Origin of the sequence: Peribacillus sp. NPDC096447, from assembly GCF_044762725.1 — a bacterium.
Taxonomy (GTDB): domain Bacteria; phylum Bacillota; class Bacilli; order Bacillales; family DSM-1321; genus Peribacillus.
In genome coordinates this window covers 360,120-375,304 of the sequence record NZ_JBIWEV010000003.1, presented here as the reverse complement: position 1 = coordinate 375,304, position 15,185 = coordinate 360,120, and the positions used below count along the sequence as shown (strand labels likewise).

12 protein-coding genes are annotated in these 15,185 nt (G+C 38.9%); 8 read left to right on the top strand and 4 right to left on the bottom strand.

Features of this window, described 5'->3' with window-relative positions:
- The first annotated feature begins 61 nt into the window (after positions 1 to 61).
- On the top strand, positions 62 to 514 hold the full coding sequence (locus ACIQZD_RS13040) for a MarR family winged helix-turn-helix transcriptional regulator (protein WP_063233436.1): 453 nt from the start codon (positions 62 to 64) through the stop codon (positions 512 to 514).
- Between the two features lie 123 nt (positions 515 to 637).
- On the opposite strand, the gene ACIQZD_RS13035 is transcribed toward ACIQZD_RS13040, so the two are convergent.
- From ACIQZD_RS13035 to ACIQZD_RS13025, 3 genes are read right to left on the bottom strand one after another with little or no spacing between them, the layout of a single operon-like run.
- Positions 638 to 2,497 (bottom strand): ABC transporter ATP-binding protein, encoded by a 1,860-nt coding sequence (locus ACIQZD_RS13035; protein WP_402903029.1) that lies wholly within the window; start codon positions 2,495 to 2,497, stop codon positions 638 to 640.
- A complete protein-coding gene (locus ACIQZD_RS13030) occupies positions 2,494 to 4,218 on the bottom strand; it encodes an ABC transporter ATP-binding protein (protein ID WP_402903026.1) in 1,725 nt (574 codons plus the stop codon). The genes ACIQZD_RS13035 and ACIQZD_RS13030 overlap by 4 nt, the downstream gene beginning before the upstream one ends.
- On the bottom strand, positions 4,215 to 4,694 hold the full coding sequence (locus tag ACIQZD_RS13025) for a MarR family winged helix-turn-helix transcriptional regulator (RefSeq protein WP_402903023.1): 480 nt from the start codon (positions 4,692 to 4,694) through the stop codon (positions 4,215 to 4,217). The genes ACIQZD_RS13030 and ACIQZD_RS13025 overlap by 4 nt, the downstream gene beginning before the upstream one ends.
- A gap of 474 nt (positions 4,695 to 5,168) precedes the next feature.
- Between ACIQZD_RS13025 and ACIQZD_RS13020 the strand changes: the two genes are divergently transcribed.
- From ACIQZD_RS13020 to ACIQZD_RS13000, 5 genes are all read left to right on the top strand, one after another.
- Positions 5,169 to 6,164 (top strand): thiamine pyrophosphate-dependent dehydrogenase E1 component subunit alpha, encoded by a 996-nt coding sequence (locus ACIQZD_RS13020; RefSeq protein ID WP_402903020.1) that lies wholly within the window; start codon positions 5,169 to 5,171, stop codon positions 6,162 to 6,164.
- A 12-nt stretch (positions 6,165 to 6,176) separates the two neighbouring features.
- On the top strand, positions 6,177 to 7,160 hold the full coding sequence (locus tag ACIQZD_RS13015; RefSeq protein WP_402903017.1) for an alpha-ketoacid dehydrogenase subunit beta: 984 nt from the start codon (positions 6,177 to 6,179) through the stop codon (positions 7,158 to 7,160).
- An 891-nt stretch (positions 7,161 to 8,051) separates the two neighbouring features.
- Positions 8,052 to 8,975 carry a DMT family transporter gene (locus ACIQZD_RS13010; protein ID WP_402903014.1) on the top strand — a complete coding sequence of 308 codons (924 nt, stop codon included), beginning with the start codon at positions 8,052 to 8,054 and terminating at the stop codon, positions 8,973 to 8,975.
- Positions 8,976 to 9,457: 482 nt separating this feature from the next.
- Entirely contained in the window at positions 9,458 to 10,435 is a 978-nt protein-coding gene (locus tag ACIQZD_RS13005; protein ID WP_402903011.1) for a ring-cleaving dioxygenase, read from the top strand.
- A 111-nt stretch (positions 10,436 to 10,546) separates the two neighbouring features.
- Complete coding sequence (locus ACIQZD_RS13000) at positions 10,547 to 11,146, top strand: nitroreductase family protein (protein WP_350302356.1); 600 nt, start codon at positions 10,547 to 10,549, stop codon at positions 11,144 to 11,146.
- A gap of 484 nt (positions 11,147 to 11,630) precedes the next feature.
- Here the strand turns inward: ACIQZD_RS13000 and ACIQZD_RS12995 are convergent, their stop codons facing one another.
- Positions 11,631 to 12,974: an aminotransferase-like domain-containing protein gene (locus ACIQZD_RS12995; protein ID WP_402903006.1), complete on the bottom strand. Its 1,344-nt coding sequence runs from the start codon at positions 12,972 to 12,974 to the stop codon at positions 11,631 to 11,633.
- Between the two features lie 116 nt (positions 12,975 to 13,090).
- Here ACIQZD_RS12995 and ACIQZD_RS12990 point away from each other — a divergent pair, with 116 nt between their 5' ends.
- A complete protein-coding gene (locus tag ACIQZD_RS12990; RefSeq protein WP_402902999.1) occupies positions 13,091 to 14,047 on the top strand; it encodes a DMT family transporter in 957 nt (318 codons plus the stop codon).
- Positions 14,048 to 14,932 carry a DMT family transporter gene (locus tag ACIQZD_RS12985; RefSeq protein WP_402902996.1) on the top strand — a complete coding sequence of 295 codons (885 nt, stop codon included), beginning with the start codon at positions 14,048 to 14,050 and terminating at the stop codon, positions 14,930 to 14,932.
- The last annotated feature ends 253 nt before the right edge of the window (positions 14,933 to 15,185 follow it).

Below are 15,185 nucleotides of genomic sequence, written 5' to 3'. Positions count from 1 at the left end.
TTATAGTATATACGAAATTAATTTTGTTGTAAATACAACAAAAAAGTCAGGGGCTTTTTGAATGAAAGAAATACTCCGTGAAATTGGAATGATAGCAAGGGCATTGGACTCTATAAGTAATATCGAATTTAAAGAATTTGACCTAACAAAAGGGCAGTATTTGTATCTTGTTCGAATATGTGAAAATCCAGGAATCATTCAGGAAAAGTTAGCAGAGATGATAAAGGTTGACCGGACGACAGCAGCTCGGGCCATTAAAAAACTGGAAATTCAAGGTTTTATTGAAAAGAAAAATGATGAGGAAAACAAAAAAATTAAAAAGTTATATGCTACCGATAAAGGTGAAAAGGTCTATCCCTTTTTGAAAAAAGAAGGAGAGTACACCGACAAGGTTGCATTATCGGGATTTTCTTTGGAAGAAACGGAAACGATGTTTCATCTTCTTCAAAGGGTCAGAAAAAATATTGAGGTAGATTGGGAATTTGTGAAAAAGGGCAATAAAAGGGGGTATTGATCCTGTTTATAAGTTATCCGCTTCATGGATGACTGAAGCATTAGTTAAAGTGCTAATACTGGTTTTGGAAATAAATTTAAAAAAAGAGGCTCGGTTCCGATTGGGAATTGAGCCTCTTTCTTATTATCCAGCTACATTTTCAGTGAACTGACTATTGTATAGCTCTGCATAGAAACCATTCTCCCTTAAAAGGTCTGAATGCGTTCCCTTCTCTATCACTTTTCCTTGATCCATAACAAGAATCAAATCTGCATCCTTAATCGTTGAGAGACGATGGGCAATGACAAAGCTAGTTCGTCCTTCCATCAGTCGGTTCATGGCCTTTTGGATAAAGACTTCTGTCCGAGTGTCCACACTGGACGTCGCTTCATCCAATATCATGATTGGTGGATCTGCTAGAACCGCTCGGGCGATTGTCAAAAGCTGCTTTTGGCCTTGTGAGATGTTCGAAGCTTCTTCGTTTAAGATTGTCTCATAACCATCTGGCAGTGTCCGAATGAAATGGTCGGCATGTGCCGTTCGAGCAGCTGCAATAATTTCTTCATCTGTTGCTCCATTTTTGCCATAAGCGATATTTTCTTTAATCGTGCCATTAAAGAGCCAGGTATCTTGAAGTACCATCCCAAAGTTCTTTCGAAGATCACTACGGGACATACTCCGCGTATCAAGACCATCAATATTAATCTTTCCACCATTGAGTTCATAAAATCTCATCAAGAGATTTATCATGGTCGTTTTTCCAGCACCAGTCGGTCCAACGATTGCGACCGTCTGTCCAGGCAAGACATCGATGTTCATATCTTTAATTAATATTTCTTCCCCATATCCAAAGTCCACATGTTCGAAAGAGACAGCACCATTTGCCCTTTTTAGTTTAGCTGTAGTTTGTTCTTTCATTTCCTCTTCTTCATCAAGCAGTTCAAAAACACGCTCAGCGGCTGCAACCGTCGACTGAATAATGTTGGCGATGTTAGCCGTTTGTGTGATTGGCTGGGTAAACTGCTTTGAATATGTGATGAATGCTTGAATGTCACCAATTGAAATCGAGCGTTGCGTTACCAATATTCCGCCGACAACGCTGATGAGGACATAGCTCAAATTTCCAATAAAGAACATCACGGGCATGATGATACCCGATATAAACTGGGCTTTGCTTCCCGCTTTATACAATTCTTCATTAACTTCAGTAAACTGGGCACTCGCCTTTTTTTCATATCCGAAAGCTTTAACGACTTGATGGCCGGTATATATTTCTTCAATGTGACCATTTAATTGTCCGAGTTTACGCTGTTGATCGGCAAAATATTTTTGGGATCTTTTTAAAATAGGCCGGATTGCAAATATTGACAAAGGTAAGCTGACTATCGAGATTAATGTCAATAACGGGCTTATCGAAAGCATCATGATGATAATCCCCAAAATCGTTACGATTGATGTGATGAACTGCGTTAAGCTTTGTTGAAGGGTGCTCCCGATTGTATCAATATCATTTGTCATTCGGCTAAGTGTTTCTCCGTTTGGACGTCCTTCAAAATATTTGAGTGGAAGTTTCTCGAGCTTTTTGTTCACATCTTGTCGAAGATCATATACCGTGTCTTGTGCAACACTTGACATAATGTATTGTTGTACATAGTTGAAAAGGCTGCTTAAAGCATAAAGTCCGGCAAGGAGTAGAAGGATTTGGCCAATTTTATCAAAGTTAATGGCTGCTCCTGGTATTCCCTGGAATTTCCCGTAAGCTCCTTCGAATAATTCTGTAATTGCATTTCCCATGATTTTTGGTCCAACAATCATAAAAACCGTACTCATGATTGCAGCGAAGAACACGGAAATCAATTTGTTGCGCCGAGGTTTTAAATAGGTCAATAGACGTTTTAGTGTTCCTTTAAAATCTTTTGCTTTTTGACCCATCATCATCATGTTACCGCCACCAGGACCATGCCCAACCTGACCGCCGCCTTGAGGGTTTTTTTGATTACTCATGCAATTTCCTCCTCTGTGAGCTGTGATAAGGCGATTTCACGGTAAATGTCGTTTGTACTAAGCAGCTCTTGGTGTGTTCCCATACCTACAATTTTGCCTTCGTCTAACACAATGATTCGGTCAGCGTCCACGACGGTACTGACACGTTGTGCAACGAGTAGTACCGTCGAATTTTTCGTTTCATCTTTCAGGGCTGCACGAAGGTTGGCATCCGTCTTGAAGTCAAGTGCAGAAAAACTATCGTCGAATATATAAATATCGGGTTTCCGAATGAGTGCCCGTGCAATAGAAAGCCGTTGTTTTTGCCCTCCCGATAGGTTTGAACCGCCTTGATCGATTTCTGCCTGATAGCCGTCTTTCATGTTGCTGATAAAATCTTCCGCTTGCGCGATCCGAGCCGCATGCTCAACTTCATCTTGTGTGGCTGTTTGTTTTCCAAAGCGAATGTTTTCAGCGATAGTACCTGTAAAGAGGACGGCCTTTTGTGGTACAAAGCCAATTTTTGAACGAACTTCATCTTGTGATGACTTACGAATATCAACACCATTGACGCGAATCGTTCCATTTGAAATATCATAGAAGCGAGGGATCAAATTGACGAGCGTCGTTTTCCCTGAACCTGTTCCACCGATTATTGCGGTGATTTCACCAGGACTTGCAGAAAAACTAATATCCGATAATGCATGTTCTTCTGCTCCTGGGTAACTGAACGTCACATGTTCAAATTCAAGTGTACCGTGTTCACGATCTGCCTTTTCTGTCCCCTTATCTAGGAATGAAGGTTTCATGTCAAGGACTTCGTTTATCCTTGTTGCCGACACGGCTGCTCGTGGAACCATAACGAACATCATGGATGCCATAACGAGAGCGAACATAATTTGCATAACATATTGGATAAATGCCATTAAGTCCCCGATCTGCATACCACCGTTATCAATACGAACTCCACCAAACCAAATGATGCCAACAACCGTCAAGTTCATGACAAGCATCATTACAGGCATCATGAAGGCCATGATTTTATTGACTTTGATTGAGACATCCGTCAATTCTTTATTCGCTTTCTTTAGACGTTCTTTCTCTTGTGTTTCACGATTGAAGGCACGAATGACGCGAATACCAGTTAAATTTTCTCGTAATACAAGGTTCAACCGGTCTAATCGTTTTTGCACCGTTTGAAAGAGAGGCACACCTTTATATAGAATAAGCAAGATCGAGCCAATCAACAAAGGCATTGTGACAACAATGACAAGGGATAATTTTGCATCCATGGATACAGCCATGATCACTCCGCCGATTAACATGATGGGTGCACTGATAACCATACGAAGCATCATGATAACCACTTGCTGGACTTGAGTTATATCATTGGTCGTCCGTGTTATCAATGATGCCGTACCGACTTCATCAAATTCTTGTAACGAAAATTTTTCAACATGATTAAAGACTCTCAGGCGGAGATCGCGTCCCATCCCCATTGCCGCTTTGGACGAATAGTAGCTTGCGATTATGGATGCACAAGCGCCAAGTGCAGAAACCAACAGCATCAAACCACCGATTTTCAAAATATAAGGAGTGTCTCCTCGAACGACGCCTTTGTCAATAATATCGGCCATTAGTGTAGGCAGAAAGAGGTCGGACATGGACTGAATAAAAACCAGACCGATAACGGCTGAAATAATCCACTTATAAACGGATAAATTTTTCAGTATTTTTATCATTTTGTACACTCTCCCTGTTCAGTTGCTTGTGCTTCTAAAAAGTTTGTAATTTGAAGATGTGTTTCTATCAATTCTTCAAACTGTTCCTCAGTAAGCATTTCAATGGCCGTTTGAAAGACTTGGTGAATGCTTCCTTCGTGAAAATGAATCGTTTTTAATAAATCTTTCCCCTGATCTGTGATTGACAACTGAATCTCACGCCGGTTGCCCTCCACATGCTCACGATGGAGCATGCCTGCGCGAACGAGACCATCGACCGCTTGGCTCAAGGTACTTTTTGGAAGAAATGTTTTCTCCCCGACATTTTTTTGAGTGGTCTCTTTGTAAAGGGTAATGGTCATCAAAATGGAATATTGGGGAACTGTTAATCCATTTTCTGCGGCAGTCTTTTGAACGAACCGCATTATATTTTTCTGTACGTTCCAAAATGAACGCAATAGTTGTACGGAACGCATTAATTGTTTTTCATTCTCCACTCAACTTCACCATTCTTTCTGTTTTGAACTGTTCCATTACGAACATTTAATTTTATGAATCATTTTAATTTACAGCTATATATCCGCTTAGTCAACAAAAAAATAACTTCAACACCCCAGTGTTTAGTCTTTGGTGCATATATGGAAATGAGTTTTAAAGTCAGGCAAGGCTTTCGCGTGAAAACAACCCATACAAAGTGAAATTAACTTGAAAATGTGAGATGAAAAGTGTTAGGATAATATTGAGTTAGTACCAGGTAATAATACTAGATGATAACGCAAATGAGAATGTATGGGTGTTAAATGGAAAGCGCATGTATACATATAAGATTTTTTCTTCCGTAGATACATAACAGGATTTTAGTTTGCGAGACAAACAAACAGCTAATAAGAAAGATTGGTAATTTGTGATACAGGGCCCAATTAAAACAGGGAAATGTTTTTATTATTAGGTATTAGGAGGGATGATGAGATATGGATAAAAATCGTCATCTACAGGCAGGTCTGAGTGATGAGCAGGTGCTTGAGATGTATAGAGTTATGTTGTTGGCAAGACGAATTGATGAACGGATGTGGCTGTTGAACAGGTCTGGAAAAATTCCATTTGTCGTTTCTTGTCAAGGGCAAGAAGCAGCACAAGTGGGGGCTGCATTTGCATTGAATCGTGAAAAGGATTATGTACTTCCTTATTATCGGGATCTCGGAGTGGTGCTCGCGTTTGGGATGACCGCCAGGGATTTAATGTTATCCAGTTTTGCCAAAGCAGAAGATCCTAATTCAGGCGGGCGTCAAATGCCTGGGCATTTTGGGCAAAAAAAGAATCGCATCGTGACGGGATCTTCGCCAGTTACCACTCAAGTGCCACATGCAGTGGGGATTGCACTCGCTGCGAAAATGGAAGGAAAAAATATTGTTTCATTCGTTACATTTGGAGAGGGTTCATCAAACCAAGGTGATTTCCATGAAGGAGCGAATTTTGCAGGTGTACATAAACTTCCGGTCATCTTGATGTGCGAGAATAATCAGTATGCCATTTCCGTCCCGATTGAAAAGCAATTGGCTTGCGGAAAAGTGTCCGACAGGGCCATTGGTTACGGCATGCCAGGGGTGACGGTTGATGGAAATGATCCGATCGAAGTATACCGGGTGGTGAAAGAAGCGGCTGAGAGAGGAAGGCGCGGTGAAGGCCCAAGCTTAATCGAAACGGTTTCATACAGGCTTACACCACACTCAAGTGATGATGATGATAGTCAATATAGGTCCCCTGATGAAGTATCGGAGGCAAAAAAAATAGATTCGATCATTACTTTTGGCGCCTATTTAAAAGCAGCAGGAGTAATGGATGATCTCATGGAGAAACAAATGAATGAGGAAATAATGAAAGTTGTGAACGAAGCGACGGATTATGCGGAAAATGCTCCATTTGCAAATGAAGACACGCTCTTTAAGTACGTTTACGCAGAAAGGTAAGGAGGAAAGAAAATGGCAGTGATATCTTATATAGATGCGGTGATAATGGCGATGCGGGAAGAAATGGAACGTGATTCCCGTGTATTTGTATTAGGTGAGGACGTAGGGATAAAAGGCGGCGTTTTTAAAGCGACTTCAGGGTTATACGAACAATTCGGTGAACAGCGTGTCATTGATACACCGCTTGCTGAATCCGCAATTGCAGGAGTTGGCATCGGCGCGGCCATGTATGGAATGAGGCCGATTGCGGAAATGCAATTCGCTGATTTTATCATGCCTGCAATCAACCAAATCATTTCAGAAGCTGCAAAAATCCGTTATCGCTCCAATAATGACTGGCAATGCCCTATCGTCATCAGAGCTCCATACGGTGGGGGCGTACATGGGGCGTTATACCATTCACAATCCGTTGAAGCCATTTTTGCCAATCAACCGGGACTTAAAATTGTCATGCCCTCTACACCCTATGACGTGAAAGGGTTATTGAAAGCAGCCATTCGCGATGATGACCCGGTCCTCTTCTTTGAACATAAACGAGCCTATCGCCTAATTAAAGAAGAAGTGCCGAATGATGATTATGTTTTACCCATTGGTAAAGCGGATGTAAAACGTGAAGGCGAGGACGTTACAGTAATTACTTACGGACTTTGTGTTCATTTTGCGCTTCAGGCAGCTGAAAAGCTGGCCAGTGATGGCATATCTGTTCATATCCTTGATTTACGAACCGTTTATCCATTAGATAAAGAAGCCATTATGGAAGCTGCAACTAAAACAGGAAAAGTCCTATTGGTTACTGAAGATAATAAGGAGGGGAGCATCATAAGTGAAGTATCGGCGATCATTGCAGAAAACTGCCTTTTCGATCTCGATGCCCCAATCATGAGACTCGCGGGTCCGGATGTTCCTGCAATGCCATATTCACCATCATTAGAGAAATCATTCATGGTGAATCCAGAAAAAGTGGAAAAGGCACTGCGTGACCTGGCTGCCTATTAAACAAACCTTAAAATAGAACAAACAAAGCATCCCTCAACTAGGGGGATCCTTTGTTAGTTCCCGTGATTAATCGTGCCGATGAAAAACCAATTAAGGAAATCGCCAAGGATGTCCGTGAACTTGACCAAAAGTAAGCAAAAATAAAAAAATCACTGAAACGGCCTTAGAATTTACTCGAATCTTATACATTTGAAGCAAGTCGGCAAAAAATGAACTATACCAGTATTTATTGAAGACGAGACTACAGCGATTCGTATAGACCAAGCACTTGAAGAGTATTGTAAGAGAAATGGAAAAGTTGAATTTTTTAGTTTTAAGTATTGTTAGGATATTAGTTAATTATATTTTTACCGTATTGTTCGAACAAAATGAGTATTTAATAAATCATTATTAGTTGTAATACCTTATAATTATAGCTCAAATAATATGGATTATAATCATTAAGGCCGTTAATATATTGGGGTTGAATCTTTGAGTCTAGCAACTATAAAAAAGGTTGCCAGGCTTTTTTTTCTATAAATGAAGTCATCTATAGAAGCGTGAAAAGACGTTTGATTACGCTAGGGAGGGCACATAATATCTCCACCGATTTCTTTTAATGAACACTTTATTTAGTTGTGATTTTTGATAAATTTTCACTTCGTAAATATATATTGAACAAAATGCGTGGTATTATATGGTAAAGGATTCTAGGCAAAGGAGCTTAAGATGAATACTGGACAATTCTCCAATAATAAACTATTAGATATGGTGTTTGAAAGTACATTTTATGAAATTGTAATTGTCGATAGTAAAGGGGAAATCCAATACATAGCAATAAATATTGTGAATTTTTAAATGTTGAACGCGGCACAGTGATTGGTGAAATTGAAAGTACGAAGGGGGAACATCATGCTTCGATTATACGGGGCTTTAATCGGCCTTAGTTTGATATGGGGTTTATCGTTTGTTTTTATGAAGTGGCTGCTACCGCCAGCGGGCATTTGGGGCATTGTATTTCTCCGCTGTTTGGCGGGTGCTGTTGTGCTGCTTCCCATTTTATGGTGGAAGCGCAGGGAAATCAACTGGAAATTGCCGTGGAAAGCACTGGTCGTTGTCGGAATCTTCAATTGCGGATTAGCATGGGGATTAATACCTTTAAGTGAAACAGAGATTAACAGCAGCACGGCATCGATTCTAAATGCAACCACTCCGATCTGGACGGGGATCATCGGATTTATCATTTTTTCATACGTTCTAACCGCCCGACAATGGATGGGCATTCTAATTGGTTTCTTTGGAATACTAGTATTGATGGATTTTCAAATCGGTCAGCTTTTCGGAAAGGAATTAATCGGGATTGGGACAATGCTGCTAGCGTCCATCTGTTATGGTTTTGCCGGTCATTTTACTAAAAGATTTCTTTCCAGTACCAGCATATTGGTCATTACGACGTTTACGCTGCTCACGGGTGCCGTTATCGGTTTGACCGGGATGCTAATAACAGAGCCGATTAAGCCAGTGATGTTGATGGAACCGCTGACGGTTTTCGCCATAGTCGGTCTTGGGTGCTTTGGCTCTGGGCTTGGCCAGCTAATCTATTTCTACATCAATAAAAATGGCAGCCCAGAGTTAGCCGCATCGGTTACATACCTTATTCCTGCAACCGCTATGGTTTGGGGCTATCTCCTGCTTGGAGAAGCGATTAATCCTAATGTAATTATTGGTCTGCTGATTATTTTCGCAGGAGTTTATCTTTCTTCTAAGAAGTTAAAAGAAAATGATGGCACAAACTCTTCATCCGGAAAACAAGCGGAATTGCATCACGTAAAATAAGAAACCAAAACGAAATAGCCCTCACGTAAAGATTTTGTTTGTTCCTGGGGGCTTTCGTATTGAAACGAATGAATAGTTTTACTAATTCTGATCCAATTTGCCAAAGAAGTGATTGATTGTCTTTGCCGCTTTTATAGCTATAGACAACCATATACATAAGGGCATTTGCTTTAGAATGGATATTCTTACGTAGAATGTTTAGAATTAATTTCTTCTATTATAAAAAGGAAAATTGACAGTGGTGTTTTTTTGCCTGAAATTATTTTTATTTTGAGATATATTAATTTGAGATAATGTTGTTGACAGTGAATGGCATTCATGATAAATTATCCTTAAGTAAAGATAATTTAATTCGAGATAATAAATAGTGTGTTCTAAACCTCTTTATTGAATAGCCACCTATTCTTAAAGGAAAAATATAGGGAATTGATGAAAAAGCTGAACATCCAAAAATTGAATCGTTTTAATGGGAGGAATAATTTATGAATGGATTAAAAGGTATACACCACGTAACGGCCATAACAAGCAGTGCAGAAAAGAATTATGAATTTTTCACAAATATATTAGGCATGCGTTTAGTCAAGAAAACAGTTAACCAAGATGATATCCAAACCTATCACCTGTTTTTTGCCGACGATGTTGGCGGCCCAGGTACTGACATGACATTCTTTGATTTTCCTGGAATTCCTAAAGGAGTGCATGGGACTAATGAAATTTCCAAAACATCCTTCCGTGTACCGAATGATGCGGCATTGGAGTATTGGGTTAAGCGCTTCGATCGTTTAGAAGTTGGGAATACAGGGATCCAGGAACAATTTGGCAAAAAGATCATATCTTTTGTGGATTTTGATGATCAGCAATATCAATTGATTTCAGATGAAAATAATGAAGGGGTTGCAGCTGGAATCCCTTGGCAAAAAGGCCCGATTCCTCTGGAATATGCTATTACAGGATTAGGACCAATTTTCATTCGGATCGCCAACTTCGATTACTTTAAAGAAATGATGGAAAAAGTCCTATTATTCAAAGAAATAGACAAGGAAGGATCATTTCACCTATTTGAAGTAGGAGAAGGTGGGAATGGTGCTCAAGTGATCGTCGAGCATAATTCGATCCTCCCTCAGGCACGGCAGGGTTTTGGGACTGTTCACCATACAGCCTTCCGTGTTGAAGACCGTTCCGTTCTGGAAGAATGGATCAAACGAATGGAAAGCTTCCAATTTCATACGTCCGGTTATGTTGATCGTCACTTTTTTGAGTCGCTTTACGTCCGAGTGGCGCCGCAGATTTTATTCGAGTTTGCCACGGATGGTCCTGGATTTATGGGGGATGAGACGTATGAAACGCTTGGGGAAAAGTTATCTTTACCACCGTTCTTAGAACCAAAAAGGGAGCAAATTGAAAAGTTGGTCCGTCCCATTGATACAGTAAGAAGCACTAAAGAATTCATTAAAGAATAATTGACAATCTTTAGTGAATGATATATTGGTTTATGCCCATACTAAAACAGGTAGAAAATAAAAAATGGAATAATCATTTGAAATAGAAAAAATGCTCTGGAGGAATGACTTATGACAAAAGATTTTTACACGGCCATTAAAGAGAGACGTTCATATTATGGAATCAATAAAGAGGTCGGAGTATCGGATGAGAAAATTAAAGAAATAGTTGAATTTGCGGTAAAACACACGCCATCGGCTTTTAATTCCCAATCTTCCCGCCTTGTTGTTTTAACAGGATCTGCACATGATAAATTATGGGATATTACGACGCAGGCTTTAAGGAAAGCGGTTGGTGAGGGGGATTTCTCTGGCACTCAACAAAAAATGGATTCGTTTAAAGCGGGGTATGGCTCAATATTATTCTTTGAAGATGAATCTGTTGTGAAATCACTTCAAGAACAATTTGCAACTTATGCCGATAACTTTCCAATCTGGTCACAACAAACATCAGGCATGCATCAATTAGTTGTTTGGACTGCACTTGAAGCAGAAGGATTGGGAGCAACTTTACAGCATTATAATCCTCTAATTGATGATGAAGTGAAAAAAGAATGGGATGTCCCAAGCAATTGGAAATTGATTGCACAAATGCCATTTGGAAATCCAACAGCTCAACCGGGTGATAAAGAATTCAAACCACTTGAGGATCGTATAAAATTTTATAAATAAAGTGGGCTATTACGTTAAACTTTTTTAGAGCCAATTCTAATTGGCACTCAGACTGTAGACAAACTCGAAGAAAAGCGAGTTTGCCTGCAGTTTTTTTCTTTAAATTGTTTTCAGAAATCCGCTCCCTATCCGCCGACTGTCTCGCCAAGCCTCATCAAAGCAAGCGTCTTTGGTGTCTCGGCTAGCCAGTTATTCAGCAGGAGTGTCGCAATTTTCTTCAACCTAGTGATAGTTCCATCCCATATAAAACATTAAAATTCGGGATTCGGGAAGAGACCATTCCGAACCCCTTTTGTCTACAAAATGAGAGCCAATTCTATTTAGCTCTTTTTTTGGTTGGGCTCATTTTGCATATGCTTTTTCAGAATTACAAATGTTAATGTTTGTAATTAATGGCTTTGCGTTGTTATCAGAAAAATATTTTCCCTGCTTTTTTTGTTTAATGTTCTGAGTGAAAAGTGACTATAAACCATATGTAAAAGCTTTATAAGTAATAGTTCTGCTTGTTATTCAATTCTTTAAAAATGAGAGCTATTCCTTGGTCAAGTTTTTGTATATTTGTATTGGACACGTTTAATTTTAATATTTTTTCCTGGTGAAAGCCATCTAAATAATTTTGACCCATCGTCTCTACCAGTACTTGTTGATTCTGTAAGTTATTGATGAGGTGAGTACTATTTAAACGATGAGGAAGTACGATATGAGCGTTCATACATATGGATGCTGGGCGATAAAAGCCTGGAGTAGAGTGCTTTTCTAGAGCATCGTATAGCAAGTTTGCTCGCAATAAATAGGAAAGACGCACTTTGTTTCTATGGTGTTTAAACATACCGCTTTTTATGTAGATTTCCAAGGCTGCTTGTGAAATCATGGAACTATCAATATCAGCTGTTCTTTTATATAGTTGGAAGCTATCCGCTAATGGTTTAGGCAATACGGCAACACCTATGCGTAATCCTGGAAACATTATTTTAGAGAAGCTTTTTAAATAAATGACCATGTTATGGGTATCCCCGGAAAAAATAGGGTCTACCTTCATATTTTCTTCGAAATCTGCTAAATAATCATCTTCTACAATATAGACACCATACTTTACTGCAAGCTTTAGTATCTCCTCTCTTTCCATTTTAGAGTAAGAAGTCCCTAACGGATTATGAAAACGAGGCATCGTATAAAAGAATTTAATTTCCTGATCACTAAAAATCCGTTCTAATTTCCCTAAATCAATACCTTCTGCTGTTCGTTGGATTCCTAGCACGGGAATCTTGTACGCTTTCAATTGCTCCACAAATAGATGATAACTAGGCTGCTCAACAAGTATATGAGTACGTTCATTTGGAAAGGGGATGAACGTTAATAAGGAAAGTGCTTGCTGCACCCCAGAAGTAATGAAAATCTGTTCTACTTTGGCGAAAACCTGATACTGCTCTAATTGTTTTTGTATCACTTTAATTAAAGAGGGGAGTCCTTTAGGAGTGCCATAGATAAACAATTCTTGCTGATAGGTATCGATGGCTTTGTTGATGCAATGTTGAAAGTCATGATACGGAAATTGATGCCAATCGGGAGCGGAAGTAACAAAGTCGATTTCCGCTGTTGGTTCACGTTTACCATCAAATTCTTTTTGAACGACATAATATCCACTTTTAGGAACAGCGTAGATTAAATGCTTCTTTTCCAATTCTTGCAGAGCTTTCAAAACTGTACTTTTACTACATTGATGTTGTTCGCTTAATTGACGAATCGATGGGAGCTTAAAGCCCGCTTTGAGCTGTCCATTCTGGATGCGAGATTCAAATTCATTACACAAAGCTACGTATTTTAACATGAATACCTCCTAAAACTGTACCGTTACAGATGCTTCTTATTTGTATTGTATCGTAGTGGAACTTTTAATACGATACTTACAACCGGCCGGGTGTTGAAAAGGAGGAGTTACTCAATATGCCAGAAAATAAAAAAGCCTATTTTGCGGCGATATTATATGCCTTTATTATTGGATTTTCATTTATTTTTACAAAAATATCATTAATGGAAGCGAGTCCGCTAGATACATTGGCACATCGATTTACGATGGCTTTTTTGATCGCCATAATTTTTAAGCTATATAGGGGGACATCAGTGACAATAAGTGTAAAGGATACTTTGAAAATTCTTCCATTGGTGTTTCTTTATCCAATTTTTTTCTTTATATTTCAAGTGTTTGGTCTCGTGTATACCTCATCTTCAGAAGCGGGTATTATCCAAGCGACCATACCAATTTTCACGTTATTATCAGCTTCATTATTTTTGAAAGAATACGCTGGTAGAGGTCAGAAATTTTTTCTTTATTTATCTGTGATGGGGGTTATCTTTATCTTTGTCATGAATGACTTGCAACTTGCGGCTCACAGTTTGAAAGGAACGATCCTGATCTTATTATCCTCGATTGCTGCCGCTCTCTATAATGTGGTAGCGAGGAAGGTAACAAAGCAATATTCACTATTTACGTTAACTTATGTGATGACGTTCTTTGGTTTTGTGACTTTTAATAGTATGGCCGTCATCAACCATATAATTAACCAATCTATTAGTAGCTTTTTATTACCCTTCACAAGTAGTGCATTCCTCATTTCAATCGTATATCTTGGGGTATTGTCGTCACTGCTTACTGCTTTTTTATCAAACTATGCATTATCTATATTACCAGCATCTAAGATGAGCGTTTTCAGTAATTTAGCGACATTGATTACGGTTATGGCAGGGGTGATATTCTTACATGAATCCATATATTATTATCACGTTATTGGTGCAATGATTATTCTTGTTGGTGTAATCGGCACGAACTATTTTGGTGGAAATCGGTCAAAGCATAATACTAAGACTTTTGCCGATCCATTGCTGAAAAGGGAGGTAAAGTGAATGAATAAATATGTGTTGTTACTCTTGATTAGTGGTATATGGGGGTCTCAATTCTTCTTTATTGCATTAGTCATAGAAAATGTTGGGGTTATTACATTGTCAGCCATCAAAGCATGTATCGGCGGTATCTGTTTACTCTTCTTTGGTTTTTTTTTATCTAAAGAAGAGCGAAGAGTACCCAGGAGTTATTATAAATGGTATATAATCATTGCGTTTTTCGAGGTTGTACTACCATTCGTGTTTATTGCACAAGGCCAGAAATCGGTGCCTAGCAGTATCGCAGCGGTGCTGATTGGAATGGTTCCCGTCTTTACCATCCTCTTTTTACTAGCATTTTTCAAAAGAAAAAGCACAATGCCGGAGATTACAAGTATCCTATTCGGATTTGCAGGTATTGTCTTCCTTTCCTGGCCAACACAAGGAATCCAAGACCTTTCTAACAGTATTCAGGGGAACATCCTATTGATATTGGCTGCTATGAGTTTTGGATTATCATTGATTTTCATGGAGAAATTAAACGAGGGATCTTCCGTTATTCATATGAGAAATGTATTACTGATTGCCAGTGCATTGCTCATACCCATGTCCCTTTTGTTTGAGCAATCTTTCAAATTGGATTTAGCACGATCTCAATCTATCCACTTAGCGATTTTAGGCATTTTCCATGCAGGTGTTGTTTATGCATTATTTAATAGGCTGATTCGGCAAGAAGGCGCATTATTTACTTCATATAGTAATTATATAGTGCCTGTCATCGGAATGATTTTAGGCTTTTTCTTTTTACATGAAGTGTTGTCTATTCATCAGTTGATTGGAATGGGAATAGTTATGATGTCATTAGTTTTTTTAGACGGAAAAATAATAACCAAGTTGATAAGAAAGTAGTATTTTATTATATGTGCTCTGGTCCGTTATCTTTAATTGTACTAATAAACGCAGTAAGTTTAGAACTCGTATATTTAACGAAACCAAATTGAGGAAAGGGCAGCAGGTTTAATATATCTTTGTAAGATCATTTTTTGTTTTTTGATCCGCAAATGAATTATATAGTAGAAGAAGCATCTGCTAAGGTTAATGCAGATGCTTCTTCTACTAAAAGGGGTAACTGATTTTATTGGCGTTAACCAGTAATAAATGC

What these genes read in the sequence shown, in the direction of transcription:
- ACIQZD_RS13040 (WP_063233436.1), top strand. Translation starts at nt 62, where the DNA reads ATGAAAGAAATACTCCGTGAAATTGGAATGATAGCAAGGGCATTGGAC.
- ACIQZD_RS13035 (WP_402903029.1), bottom strand. Translation starts at nt 2,497, where the DNA reads ATGAGTAATCAAAAAAACCCTCAAGGCGGCGGTCAGGTTGGGCATGGT.
- ACIQZD_RS13030 (WP_402903026.1), bottom strand. Translation starts at nt 4,218, where the DNA reads ATGATAAAAATACTGAAAAATTTATCCGTTTATAAGTGGATTATTTCA.
- ACIQZD_RS13020 (WP_402903020.1), top strand. Translation starts at nt 5,169, where the DNA reads ATGGATAAAAATCGTCATCTACAGGCAGGTCTGAGTGATGAGCAGGTG.
- ACIQZD_RS13015 (WP_402903017.1), top strand. Translation starts at nt 6,177, where the DNA reads ATGGCAGTGATATCTTATATAGATGCGGTGATAATGGCGATGCGGGAA.
- ACIQZD_RS13010 (WP_402903014.1), top strand. Translation starts at nt 8,052, where the DNA reads ATGCTTCGATTATACGGGGCTTTAATCGGCCTTAGTTTGATATGGGGT.
- ACIQZD_RS13005 (WP_402903011.1), top strand. Translation starts at nt 9,458, where the DNA reads ATGAATGGATTAAAAGGTATACACCACGTAACGGCCATAACAAGCAGT.
- ACIQZD_RS13000 (WP_350302356.1), top strand. Translation starts at nt 10,547, where the DNA reads ATGACAAAAGATTTTTACACGGCCATTAAAGAGAGACGTTCATATTAT.
- ACIQZD_RS12995 (WP_402903006.1), bottom strand. Translation starts at nt 12,974, where the DNA reads ATGTTAAAATACGTAGCTTTGTGTAATGAATTTGAATCTCGCATCCAG.
- ACIQZD_RS12990 (WP_402902999.1), top strand. Translation starts at nt 13,091, where the DNA reads ATGCCAGAAAATAAAAAAGCCTATTTTGCGGCGATATTATATGCCTTT.
- ACIQZD_RS12985 (WP_402902996.1), top strand. Translation starts at nt 14,048, where the DNA reads ATGAATAAATATGTGTTGTTACTCTTGATTAGTGGTATATGGGGGTCT.